12 protein-coding genes are annotated in these 12,613 nt (G+C 64.4%); 10 read left to right on the top strand and 2 right to left on the bottom strand.

The window, feature by feature from the left end; genetic code table 11:
* Positions 1–39 precede the first annotated feature (39 nt).
* Both J0I79_RS18050 and J0I79_RS18055 read left to right on the top strand, forming a co-directional pair.
* The gene (locus J0I79_RS18050) at positions 40–891 is read left to right on the top strand and encodes an NAD(P)-dependent oxidoreductase (protein WP_292861572.1); all 852 of its coding nucleotides are present in this window, start codon (positions 40–42) and stop codon (positions 889–891) included.
* Entirely contained in the window at positions 891–1,697 is an 807-nt protein-coding gene (locus J0I79_RS18055) for an SDR family NAD(P)-dependent oxidoreductase (protein WP_292861575.1), read from the top strand. Before J0I79_RS18050 ends, J0I79_RS18055 begins: the two co-directional genes overlap by 1 nt.
* A 96-nt stretch (positions 1,698–1,793) precedes the next feature.
* Here the strand turns inward: J0I79_RS18055 and J0I79_RS18060 are convergent, their stop codons facing one another.
* Together J0I79_RS18060 and J0I79_RS18065 are read right to left on the bottom strand one after the other, a co-directional pair.
* Positions 1,794–3,077, bottom strand: coding sequence for an FAD-binding oxidoreductase (locus tag J0I79_RS18060; protein WP_292861578.1), 1,284 nt, complete (start codon positions 3,075–3,077; stop codon positions 1,794–1,796).
* 133 nt (positions 3,078–3,210) lie between these two features.
* On the bottom strand, positions 3,211–4,314 hold the full coding sequence (locus J0I79_RS18065; RefSeq protein WP_292861581.1) for a histidinol-phosphate transaminase: 1,104 nt from the start codon (positions 4,312–4,314) through the stop codon (positions 3,211–3,213).
* A gap of 216 nt (positions 4,315–4,530) precedes the next feature.
* Between J0I79_RS18065 and J0I79_RS18070 the strand changes: the two genes are divergently transcribed.
* The 8 genes from J0I79_RS18070 to J0I79_RS18105 all read left to right on the top strand — a co-directional run.
* Positions 4,531–5,304: a glucose 1-dehydrogenase gene (locus tag J0I79_RS18070; RefSeq protein WP_292861584.1), complete on the top strand. Its 774-nt coding sequence runs from the start codon at positions 4,531–4,533 to the stop codon at positions 5,302–5,304.
* An 82-nt stretch (positions 5,305–5,386) separates the two neighbouring features.
* A complete protein-coding gene (hisD, locus tag J0I79_RS18075) occupies positions 5,387–6,709 on the top strand; it encodes a histidinol dehydrogenase (RefSeq protein WP_292861587.1) in 1,323 nt (440 codons plus the stop codon).
* Between the two features lie 15 nt (positions 6,710–6,724).
* Positions 6,725–7,750: a zinc-binding dehydrogenase gene (locus tag J0I79_RS18080; protein ID WP_292861608.1), complete on the top strand. Its 1,026-nt coding sequence runs from the start codon at positions 6,725–6,727 to the stop codon at positions 7,748–7,750.
* 32 nt (positions 7,751–7,782) lie between these two features.
* A complete protein-coding gene (gene hutC, locus J0I79_RS18085) occupies positions 7,783–8,514 on the top strand; it encodes a histidine utilization repressor (protein ID WP_292861590.1) in 732 nt (243 codons plus the stop codon).
* A 107-nt stretch (positions 8,515–8,621) separates the two neighbouring features.
* Entirely contained in the window at positions 8,622–9,914 is a 1,293-nt protein-coding gene (locus J0I79_RS18090) for a hypothetical protein (RefSeq protein ID WP_292861593.1), read from the top strand.
* Positions 9,915–10,162: 248 nt separating this feature from the next.
* Complete coding sequence (locus J0I79_RS18095) at positions 10,163–11,170, top strand: ABC transporter substrate-binding protein (protein WP_292861596.1); 1,008 nt, start codon at positions 10,163–10,165, stop codon at positions 11,168–11,170.
* 123 nt (positions 11,171–11,293) lie between these two features.
* A complete protein-coding gene (locus J0I79_RS18100; RefSeq protein WP_292861599.1) occupies positions 11,294–12,061 on the top strand; it encodes an ABC transporter permease in 768 nt (255 codons plus the stop codon).
* Between the two features lie 10 nt (positions 12,062–12,071).
* Positions 12,072–12,613: ATP-binding cassette domain-containing protein (locus tag J0I79_RS18105; RefSeq protein ID WP_292861602.1), on the top strand; the 542-nt coding region annotated here is incomplete at its 3' end.

The raw sequence follows: 12,613 nt of genomic DNA on the forward strand, positions 1-12,613 counted from the left end.
ATAATCAAGCCGCTGAGCTTGCGCAGCCGAGGCCCTGATATGAAGACCATCGTCACCGGAGCCAGTGGCCTTCTCGGCCGCCATGTGGCCGAGGCTCTGCTTGCCGCCGGCCATGATGTGCTGGGCATCGATACGGTGGCGCCGGTCGGGGATGGATGGCGGCACGCCATTGCCGACCTGACTGATTTGGGATCAACCGTGCAGCTCGTGCGCGATTGCGATGCCGTCGTGCATATCGCGGCCATCCCGCGGCCGACCGGCCGGGCCGGCGGCGAGGTGTTCAGGACCAACATCGCGACCGCCTACAATGTCGTCGAAGCCGCTGCCCTGGCCGGCATCGGGCGCTTCGTCTATGCCTCATCCTTCAGCGTCTTCGGTTATCCCTTTTTCGAGAAACCGGTCATTCCACCCTATCTGCCGGTCGACATGAACCAGCCGGTCGGCGCGCAGGATCCCTACGGCCTGTCGAAATGGCTGGGCGAGGAAATCGTCGATGCGGCGGTGCGGCGCGGCGCCTTTTCGGCCGTCAGCATCCGCATGCCATGGATCCAGACCCCGCAATCCTTCTTCGCCGGCGTCGGTCCGCGCCGCGCCACGGCCGAAAGCGCCCGCGACCTTTGGGCCTACCTCGACGCGCGCGATGCCGGCCAGGGGTTCCTGCGCGCACTCGAATGGCAAGGCGAGGGCCATCTGCGCGTCCTGCTCAGTGCCGAAGATACGTTCATGGAAGAGGAGACCGAGGCGCTGGTGCGCCGGGTCTATCCAGGTGTTGCCCTGTCGCGGCCGATCGCGGGTTTCGGGTCCGTGCTCGATACATCGCATGCGCGTGAAACGATCGGCTTCGAGCCACGGCATTCCTGGCGGTCCTATTCGAAGCTGGAGAGCGAATGATGAAACGGTTCGACCAGAAAAAGGTTCTCGTCACCGGCGGCGCGGGCGCCATAGGCGGCGCCGCGGTCCGGCGCTTCCTCGATGAGGGAGCCCGGGTCGCCATCGTCGACCGCAACGGCGCCGCAGCCCGGCAACTGGCCGGCTCTCTCGGTGAAAACGCCATCGCCATCGAAGCCGACGTCACCGACGAGAAGAATGTGCGCAGCGCCGTCGAGGAGACCGTCCAGGCATTCGGCGGACTGGACGTGGTGTTCAATAACGCCGGAATATCGGGCGTCGTCGCGCCCGTGCATGAACTGCCGGTCGAGGACTGGGACGCGATTATCCGCATCAATCTGCGTGGCATCTTCCTGGTACTGCAGGCCTCGCTCCAGGCAATGATCAAGGCCGGCGCCGGTGGATCGATCGTCAATATGGGGTCGTCCATGGCGGGATGGGACGTGCTTTCGGGCGGCGCCGGCTATGTCGCGTCGAAGCATGGCGTGGTCGGACTGACCCGTGTCGCGGCACTCGATGCCGCGCCCTATGGCATACGCGTCAATGCCATCTGCCCCGGTGTCATCGAGACGACGCTCGGCGTGCCGGCTTCCGGCGACGGCGATTTCAAAAGCAGCGTCCAGCATTTCGCCGATCGCATCCCGTTGCGCCGCATCGGCCAGCCGGACGATGTCGCGGCCGCCGTGGCTTTCCTTGCTTCGGAGGAGGCAAGACATGTTACCGGCGTCGACTGGCTGATCGACGGCGGCCAGACCTTGCAGAGCTGGGCCAACGCGCCGGCCGGCGACGTGTTTCCGAAATACCGCTAGCGGTTCGCCGTTTCCGTGAAACGGTGAACTGCTCTAGTCCAGGCAGGTTCCCGAGGGTCGTCACGATCGCGCGAAGGGATTTGCTCGCGGCGGTCCTCAGAGACCCAGCCGGTCCTTCACTCGTCCTGAAAGGATCGCCGCCTTCACGCCCACCGGCCAGAAGCGGTGGAAGCGGATCGGCTTGAGCGGCGAGATCGGCATCGGAAAGGGCGGCGTCTCGTCGTCCCGCAGGCGCTGCGCCAGAGCCGCACCCATCGCCGAAGCCATGGCAACGCCACGGCCGTTATAGCCGAGGCAGATCAGGATGCCGTCTTCCGGCTCGTGAATGTGCGGAAGGTGGTCCTTGGTGATCGCGACCCGGCCATTCCAGCCGTGGGTCCAGCGTGTCCCCGCAAGCGCTGGCCAGAGCCGCAGCGCATAGTCGGTGAGGTAGCGGATGGCGGCGGCATCGTCGATGGATTTCATCGGCCCCCGGCCGCCCATCAGAAGGCGGTTCTGCGCGTCGACGCGGTAGTAGACGGTTATGTTGCCGGCCTCGTAGAGAACGGGCCGTTCCGGCAGGATCGTGGCCGCCACCGCCGACGGCAACGGCTCGCTCGCCGCAATCGCGCTGAATACCGGAACCAACGATTGCTCCAGGCCTGGCCAAAGGCCGCCTGTATATCCGTTGGTTGCGATGAGGACCTTTTCGGCGCTGACGGAACCCCTGGCGGTCTTGAGCAGCCATCCGCCCGCCTCGCGGCGCAGCGAAAGGACCTCGCTATCGCCGAATATCCGCGCACCGGCGCCTTGAGCGGCGGCTGCCAGGCCAAGGGTGTATTTCAGCGGATGGAGGTCGCCGCCACGGGCGTCGAACAGGCCGGATATATATCTGTCCGTCCCGGTGCGCTCCGCCATCACCTTTGCGTCCAGCATGCCGACCGGCATCCCCCGGCGCTGGCATTGCGCCGCCGTGGCGCGCACGGCGGCTTCCGGCTTCGGCCTTATGGCGGCGCGTAAGGTGCCGTGCTGCCTTGCATCGCAGGCGATGGACAGGCGCTTTATCAGGCCAAAGGTGAAATCCGGCGCGGCGTAGGAGAAGTCGACCATCCGTGGCCCGAGGTCAGGCCCGAACATCGCCTCGATCGTGTCGGGATCGTATTTGAGGCCGGGATTGACCTGGCCGCCATTTCGTCCCGAGGCGCCCCAGCCCGGCTGATGCGCTTCGAGCACGGCTACGTCGTCACCGGCCTCCGCCAGATGCAAGGCCGCCGACAGGCCGGTGAAGCCCCCGCCGACAATGGCGACCCGCGCCCGTCGCGCGCCGGCAAGGGCAGCGTAGTCGCCGGTGCCGCCTGCCGTGTCGCGGTAGAGGCTCCTGGGCGGGCTGCGTTCGGACATGTGGCAAGGCTCTTACGATAAGCGGCTCGGATGTGGCGTGACCGTGCATACCGCGAGAAAGTTCATGCGGAGCGGCTGGCCTTCGGGACATCGTGGGAGAAGCCCGAGGCAATTCTGCATGGCTTTCCCGAAATCACAACAGCCGCGATAGGGCGGCCATGAAATGATCGTTCTCCGACGGTGAGCCGATGCTGACCCGCACATAGGTGTCGAAGCCTTCCTGCTTCCACGGTTTGACGATGACGCCATCGCGCAACAGGCCTTCGACAAAGGCAGAGGCATTTTGCCGGCAGTCGAAGAAGAGGAAGTTTCCTCGCGAAGGGGCGACCTTGAGCCCTTTGTTTCGCAGGAAACTCTCGACACGTGCCCGCTCCGCCCGGGCCAGCGCGACGACGTGAGCGAGGTGCTCGTCATCGGCGAGCGCCGTAAGCGCGGCGGCCTGGGCCATGCCGTTGACGTTGAAAGGCGTGCGCACCCTGTCGAGCAATCCGCGCAACTGCGGGTCGCCGGCAATGCCGAAGCCGATCCTGAGCCCTGCAAGGCCGAACGCCTTGGAAAATGTCCTGAGCACGATCCACGGCCGGTCGCTTTTGGCCAGCAGGGGCAGGGCGGAGGCGTAGTCTTCCCCCTCGGCATATTCGGCGTAGGCTTCATCCACGACGACAAGCGTTTCGTCGCCGGCCGCGCCCAGCACCTTCGACAGATCGTCCCTCGACAGCCAACTGCCGACCGGGTTCATCGGGTTCGAGAACAGGAGCATCCGAGGGCTTCCGCGCACCGCCTCGGTCAGGGCGTCCACGTCGATGGTGAGATCGCTTTTGGGGCCAACGCGTTTGACACTCGCGCCCATCAGCGTCGCATAGTCCTCATGCAGCGGGAACGACGGGTAAAGCGTGACGACGCTATCCCCGGGCCGCAGGACGGCACGACTGATGACGGACAGAAGGTCCTCCGAGCCATTGCCGAGGATGACCTGATCCTCGGTGACCGCGTATTTGGCCGCGATGGCCTGGCGCAGTTCGCGTCCGGCCGGGTCCGGATACAGCCGGAACATTTCGGCGCTGCCCTGCATCATTCCAGCCAGCATCGGGCTCGGCCCAAGAGGGTTTTCGTTCGAGCCCAGCTTGGCGATCCTGGCCGGAGCATATCGCTGCATGACCTCGGCGATGGTCAGCCCGGAATTGTAGGGCGACAGGCGTGTGACTTCGGCGCGGACCATATCCAGGGCTTTCGACACGGGGCGGGCTCCTTCTTCACCGGCCGACGGACTGGGTTGTCGTCCGGCTTTTCAAACTCCGGGTCCCGCTGCATCCTGCCCGGGCTGGCCGGTCGCCGATGGATGCGGCGGGGAATGCCACAAATAGCCTAGCCGAAATAATTTGTATATGCTTGTATATGTAACCTGATCTGTTAGTCTCGACCTGATGGGGCCGAGGCTGCCAAGGAGGATTACATGCGCAACGCCGCTCTCTTTGACCTCACAGGCCGGAAGGCGCTTGTCACCGGCGCTAGCCGCGGCATCGGGCGCAGCATCGCCGAGGCGCTGAGCGCCGCCGGCGCCGAGGTCGCTGTGACCGCGCGCAGCCTGGCTTCCCTCGAAGAAACGACAGCAGCCATCCGTGCGGCTGGTGGCGTTGCGCATGCCGTCGCCCTCGATGTCACCGATGTCGTCGGATGCCGGACAGCCACCGCCGAGGCTGTGCGCCTGCTTGGCGGTCTCGATATCCTCGTCAACAATGCAGGGATGGAAGAGGTCCGCCCCTCGCTCGATGTGGACGAGGCTCTGTGGGACCGGATCGTCGACACCAATCTCAAGGGCGCCTTCTTCTGCGCGCAGGCGGCGGCGCGGCACATGCGCGACGCCCGGCGTCCCGGCGCCATCATCAATCTGTGCTCGCTGACGTCGGAAGTAGGCATTCCCACGGCAGTGCCGTACGGCTCCTCGAAGTCGGGCCTGCTCGGCATGACCCGGGCGCTCGCGGCGGAGTGGGCGGAACTGGGCATTCGGGTCAACGCCATCGCTCCGGGCTATTTCAGGACGGCGATGACGGATGTGTTCTACAGCAACGAGGCATGGCAGCAGTCCATGCTGGCCAAGATACCGCAGCACCGTTTCGGCGATCTCCGCGACCTGCACGGCGTCGCCGTGTTCCTGGCATCGGATGCGGCGGCCTACATCACCGGCCAGTCCATTCCGGTGGATGGCGGATTTCTGGCATCGATCTGAGGGCGGCTCGTCGATGTCTCGAATTGAACGTGTTTCGCGGATGTGGCCGGCTGGCGCATCGCTCTGAACAGAAGGAAAATCCATGTCCGACATCAGCTTCCACGATCTGTCGTCCCTCGACGCCACCCGGCGGGCCGGCCTGCTCAAGCGCGCCGAGAGCGATCTGTCGGTCTTCGTCGAAAAGGTCCGCCCGATCATCCAGGCCGTCAGGGACGAGGGTGACGCCGCCCTGGTCCGTTTCGCCCGGGAGCTCGACAAGGCCAACATTGCCGAGGGCGGACTGAAGGTCACGGAAGCCGAGTTCGACGCGGCGTTCGACAAGGTCGAGAAGGACGTCGTGGAGAGCATCGGCTTCGGCATCGAGAACATCAGGCATTTCCATGAGGAGCAGAAGCCCGAGACGATGTGGCTGAAGGAAGTCCGTCCCGGAGCCTATGCCGGCGACCGCTACACGCCGATCGCCTCGGTCGCGCTTTACGTGCCGCGCGGCAAGGGCGCCTTTCCGTCGGTTACGATGATGACCTCGGTTCCGGCCGTCATCGCCGGCGTGCCGCAGATCGCCATCGTGACGCCGCCGACGGCGGATGGTTCGGTGGATGCGGCCACGCTGGTCGCCGCCCGCCTCGCCGGGGTGAACACCGTCTACAAATGCGGCGGCGCCCAGGCCGTTGCGGCCGTGGCCTATGGCACCGAGACCGTCAAGCCGGCGCTCAAGATCGTCGGCCCCGGCAGTCCCTGGGTGGTGGCGGCCAAGAGCGTGCTGTCGTCGATCATCGACACCGGTCTGCCCGCCGGCCCGTCGGAAGCCGTCATCTTTGCCGATGACAGCGTCGATGGCGGCCTTGCCGCGCTCGACCTTTTGATCGAGGCCGAGCATGGCCCGGATTCCTCCGCCTATCTCGTCACGCACAGCCGCAAGGTCGCCGAAGCCGCGCTGGCGGCGATCCCTCAGCACTGGTCGCGCATGACCGAGCAGCGCGTGGAGTTTTCGCGCGCGGTGCTGACCGGCAAGCGCGGCGGCATCGTGCTGACCGCATCGCTGGAGGACAGCTATCGCTTCATCAACGACTATGCGCCCGAGCATCTGGAAATCCTGTCCAAGGAACCGTTCGCGCATCTCGGGCACATCACCGAAGCGGCCGAAATCCTGATGGGCCCGCACACGCCGGTGACCCTTGCAAACTTCGTCCTCGGGCCCAATGCCGTGCTGCCGACCAGCCGTTGGGCGCGGACCTATGGGCCGCTTTCGGTGACGGATTTCGTCAAGCGCTCGTCGGTCGGCTATGTCACCTCCGCCGCCTATCCGGAACTGGCGAAACATGCCCGCAGGCTCGCCCGCTACGAGGGCTTCAGCTCCCATGAAAACGCGGTCTCTGAAATCCGCGACGGCTACCTCGCCGGCTGAGCGGAGACGATGGCGATGAAGGCGGCACGGCTCTATGGTCCCGGCGACCTGCGGGTGGAGGATATCGCCCCTCCGGGCATTCCGGACACCGGCTGGGTGAAACTCAGGATCGACGCCGCCGGCATCTGCGGCTCGGATCTGCACAATTTCCGGACCGGCCAATGGATAAGCCGGTCGCCTTCGACGGCGGGCCATGAGCTGACAGGCACGGTCATCGCGCTTGGCGATGGCGTCGACACCATTGCGATCGGCGACAGGGTGGTTGCCGATTCACGTTTCTGGTGCGGAGACTGCGCGCAGTGCCATGCCGGCAGGCGTCACCTCTGCGCTTCTCTGGGCTTCGTCGGTGAGATCTGCGACGGCGGCTTCGCCGAACAGGCCGTGCTGCCCGCGCGCCTGCTGCATGTCATAGATGCCGATGTCGACGAGCGGGTCGCCGCCATGGCCGAACCGCTCGCCGTGGCACTGCACGCGGTGCGGCGCCTGCCGAAGACGGCAGGCTCGGTGCTTGTGGTCGGTTGCGGGCCGATCGGTGGTCTCGCCGCGCTGCTGCTCACTCGAACCTTTGCCGGCACGGTTCTCGTCGCCGACCGCAACCACGCGCGCTGCGCCCGCGTGGCGCGGGTGACCGGCGCCACGATTGTCGATCTGAACCGTGATGCCATTGCGGCCGCAACGGCCAATGCTCCGTTGCTGGCGGCCGTCGAGGCGACCGGCAGTATCGCAGCACTCAATCAACTGCTTGGTGTTCTCGATTCCGGCGGCACCGTCGCCATGGTCGGCATCTTTCATGGCCGTCTCGACATCGATCCCAATCTTCTGGTGGAGCGCGAGATCGCATTGCTGGGATGCCATGCCTTTGCCGATGAACTGCCCGACGCCGTGGGGATGCTGGCTGAGTTGAGCGAACCGCTGCTGGCCCTGACCGATCGCGAAATCGGTCTGGACGACGTTCCGGCCGCCTATGAGCGGCTTTTGGCCGGCAAAAGCGATGGCTTGAAAACAATCATACGCATGCGGCAACCTGTTGAGCCGGCGTGATTTCCGATAGCTTGCCGGAAAGGATTTTTGAGATGATCGATCTGCCCGATACGGCGAGCCCCCTCTACGAGAAGGTGAAGGACTACATCCTGACCAACATCGGGACGGGCCGGTGGGGCAAGGATCGCAAGCTTCCGTCCGAGAATGAGCTGGTGGTCTCGCTTGGTGTCTCTCGCATGACGGTGCACAGGGCCTTGCGGGAACTGACCGCGGCCGGCTTCCTGATCCGGCTGCAGGGTGTCGGCACATTCATCGCGCCGCCTCGGCCGCAATCGACGCTGATCGAGATCAACAACATCGCGGCGGAGATCGTCGAGCGCGGCAACAGGCACCGTTCCGAAGTTCTGGTCCTGGAAACGATCACGCCGACGAAGGAGCTTGCCTTGTCCTTCGAATTTGCAAAGCGGGCCTCGATCTATCATTCGGTCGTCGTCAATTTTGAGAACGACCTGCCGGTGCAACTGGAAGAGCGCTTCGTCAATCCTGCGCTGATACCCGATTACGACAAGCAGGATTTTTCCAAGACGGCGACTTACGACTACCTCATGCAGAAGACGCCGGTGACCGAGGTCGAGCATATCATCTCCGCCATCCCGGCCGATGCCGAGACGGCCAGGCATCTGAACATCGATGTCGGCAGCTGCTGCCTGTTCCTGCACCGCCGGACCTGGACTGGCGCGGTCGTGGCCACCATCAGCAAGCTGACCTATGCCGGCAGCCGCTACTCGCTCGGCAGCCGGTATTCTCCTTCCAGAACAAGCTGACACGGACGGGCAAGGCGAGACGCAGAGGTTTCACTATAGATGTATGTACATGTATTTATGATGGCGAATTCGGCTTTGGCGCACTGTCTGGCCGGAGAGGACGGCATATGACGCCGACATCGAGCCGAACGGCGCGCATCCGGGCTCTCGCGCAGCATGACGTTGCCGAAGCGCAGCGCGGGCTGTGCATGCTGCTGAGCGACCTGTTCGGAATGAACCCCGACAACGTCCGCATCAATTTCGACAAATACAGCCTCAACTCGCTGAACGGCTTCTTCGACAGCGACGGCAACGCCTACTTCTTCAAGTTCCATCAGGAGGAGCGGGAAGAGGCGATGGCGGGCGAGTACTACCGGGCCGAAATCCTCTCGCGCGCCGGCCTGCCGGTGGATCAGCCCGTCCATATGTCCACCGAGCCTGGTGAGCAGATCCTCGTCTATCACCGCCGCACGGATCCGAGGTTTTCGGATGTGCTGGTCGCGCTGGATGCCGAGGACGATCCCGAAAAGCGGCGCGAAGCGGTGCAGGCCGAGCGCGATCTCAGCGCCAGGCTGCTCGAGGTCTATCGCGAGACGCTACATCCGGTGACCATCGCTGAGGTGTCGGCGGAGCCGATCCACAGGCTCTTCCATGAGCGGCTGATCGATGCCGGTACGCGCTTGTCGCCCGGCGGGCGTCTCGCCGATTTCTACATCGGCAAACCATTCGTCTTTCCGGGCCTCGAACTCGACTGGGACCGTTTCTCGCGGTTGAAATTCGTCATCAATGGCCGGCCCTACCGTCGCAGCATCGGCGAGCTTTTCGACGCTGCAGCGGCGCGGCTGCGGCCGGACAGGCTTGCCGATGCCGGCGGCGTGGTCGCGCATGGCGACGCCCACAATGCCAATGTCTGGTACACCGAGAAGGCGGGGAGGGCGCAACTATCCTTCTTCGATCCCGCCTTTGCCGGCTCGCATATCCCGACGCTGCTGGCCGAGGTGAAGGCGACGTTCCACAACATCTTTGCTCATCCCTTCTGGCTCTACGATCCGGTTGCGGCGACGCAGGCTTTTCATGCGTACGCTCGGCTGGAGGGAAACCTTCTTCACATCGACACGGACTGGGACCTCAGCCCTGTCCGTCGCGACCTGCTGGAGGTCAAGGCGACGGCGCTGTGGCAGCCCTTGCTGCTGGAGCTCAAACGGCGCGGCATGCTGCCGGCCGATTGGCGCACGGTGCTGCGATTGGGGCTGTTCCTGTCGCCCACCCTGGTCATGAATCTGCGGGCCGGCGCCCGCAGTCATACGCCGGTCTCTTCCCTCATTGCATTTGCGGTCGCGGTCATGGTCGGCAGCGAGCCCGATGGCGGTGCCGACCGGGTGACCGCTTTTCTCGACCGGATCGATCCTGACAAAGCGTGAACTCACATTGAGGAGGGCTGGTGGATGCTCACGGTCGAACCAAAATCAGGTCACCCCAACTTGTATATGCATGTATGTATTTTAGCCTTGACATCGGCTCCCGCTGACGCTGAAATATCCCTGCATTTCACCATGAAGTGGCGGAGAAGAAGCCGAGGCACAGTGCCGCAAGAGCTGAAACCCGCAGTCTCACCAGACCGGATGCCTGGGTAAAAAAGCGGTCTGATCATCAAGGGGAACTAAAGATGATGCGTAACCTGACAGGACAATTCCGCGCGTTCGTAATGGCTGCCGCCATCGGGCTCGCCGCCGCCCCGGCAGCCCGTGCAGCCGATGCGGCCATTCCCACCACGCCCGAGGCCGGGTCGTTCAAGATCGGCATCGAGCCCTGGCTCGGATATGGCCAGTGGCACGTCGCCGACGCCAAGGGGCTGTTCAAGGCCAACGGCCTTTCGGACGTGCAGATCGTCAATTTCGCCGAGGACAAGGACCTCAACGCCGCGCTCGCCAGCGGCCAGCTCGACGCCGCCAACATCGCGACCCATACCGCGATGGGCATGGTCGCGGCCGGCCTGCCGGTGAAGATCGTGCTGCTGCTCGATGTCTCGATGACGGCCGATGCCATCATCGCCGGCAAGGATGTCACCTCCATCGCCGACCTCAAGGGCAAGCAGGTCGCCTTCGAGGAAGGCACGACCAGCGACATCCTGCTCAAATACGCGCTGGCGAAAAACGGCATGTCGGTCGCCGATGTCCAGCCGGTTCCGATGCCGGCCGCCGATGCGGGCGGCGCGCTGATCGCCGGCCGTGTGCCGGTGGCGGTCACTTACGAACCCTATCTGACCGTCGCGATGGCGCAGAACAAGGACGTCAAGCTGCTGTTCACCGCTGGCGAGGACCCCGGCCTGATCAGCGACGTGCTGGTGGTGCGTGACGACGTGATCAAGTCGAAGCCCGGCCAGGTGCTCGCCATGATCAAGAGCTGGGACGCCGCGCTGAAGGACTATAACGCCGACACCGCAGGCGGTCGCGCCATCATCGCCAAGGCGGTCGGCTCCGACGTCAAGGACCTCAACACCGCTTTCGACGGCGTGCGCTATTATTCACTCGCCGAGAACAAGACGGCGCTCACCGGTGACTTTGCCACCAAGACATTCGCCGATGTCGAAGCCGCCGCCAAGAACGCCAAGCTGCTTCAGACCGACGTCACGCCGGATCAGATGATCGACCCGTCTTTCGTCAAGGCGGCGCAATGACGAAGCCGGATCGCGGGGGTAACGCAGATGTCCGCTGAGCCTCCCGCGAAAGCCGGTCCGCCGCCTGCTTCATCGAAGCCGGCGGCGGGCAAGCCGATACGCCGCCGATCCTCCGGGATCGGCGTGCCCATCGCCAGGTCCCGCTTCCTGATGATCGCCGTGGCTGTCTTTGTCGGGCTCGGCCTTGCCTGGTGGGCGGCGACCGGGCTCGAATGGGTAAAACCCATCTTCCTGCCGTCGCCGGGCAGCGTCGCCACCCAGATCGCCAAGCTGGCGACCGACGGCACTTTGCTGCTGGATCTCCAGGCCTCGATCTACCGGATATCCATAGGCTTCCTCCTCGCATCGGCGCTGTCGATACCGATCGGCGTGCTGATCGGCAGCTTTCGCTCCTGGGAGGCCGCCATCGAGCCGCTGGTGGATTTCATCCGCTACATGCCGGTCGTCGCTTTCGTGCCGCTCTCCATCCTGTGGGCCGGCACCGGCGACACGCAGAAATTCCTCATCATCTTCATCGGCACCTTCTTCCAGCAGGTGCTGATGATCATGGACAATGTCAAACGGGTTCCCACCGATTTCATCGGCCTTGGCCGCACGCTCGGCCTGCCGGACCGCAAGATCCTGACCCGTATCGTTGTGCCCAGCGCCTTGCCGGGCATATGGGATACGCTGCGCATCAGCCTCGGCTGGGCATGGACCTGGCTGGTGCTGGCCGAGCTTGTCGCGGCGACATCCGGACTCGGCTATCGTATCACCGTGTCGCAGCGTTATTTCCAGACCAACACCATCATCGGCTACATCCTGCTCTTGGGCGTCCTCGGTCTCATCACCGACCAGGTGATGAAGGCGCTGGAAAAGGTGCTCTTCCGGCAGGACGGCCACTCGCAATGAGGACCAGCCGATGAACGCTCCCAAGCTGCGCATCGCCGGCCTCCACAAGAGCTTCGGCACGGGAGAGCGTCGCACGGAAGTGCTGCGCGACATCAACCTCGATCTCGCCGACAATGAGTTCGTCTCGCTTGTCGGCACATCCGGCTGCGGCAAGAGCACACTCTTGTCGATCGTCGCTGGACTGCAGGATTTCGACGCTGGCGAACTCAGCATCGACGGCGCGCCGATCCTGCAGCCGGGCCTCGATCGTGGCGTCGTGTTCCAGTCCTACACGCTGCTTCCCTGGCTGACGGCGCGGCAGAATATCGAGTTCGCCCTCAAGGCCGCCGGCTACGATCGCTCGGCCTGCCGCGAGATCGCGCTCGAGCATCTCGACCTCGTCAAGCTGTCGCACAGCGCCGACCGCTTTCCATCAGAACTTTCGGGTGGCATGAAGCAGCGCGTCGCCATCGCGCGTGCGCTTTCCTACCGTCCCAAGATGCTCCTGATGTACGAGCCCTTCGGCGCGCTCGATGCCCTGACCCGGCACCAGATGCAGGAACTGCTGACCCA

This window comes from Mesorhizobium sp. (assembly GCF_017306585.1).
Classification (GTDB): Bacteria; Pseudomonadota; Alphaproteobacteria; order Rhizobiales; family Rhizobiaceae; genus Mesorhizobium.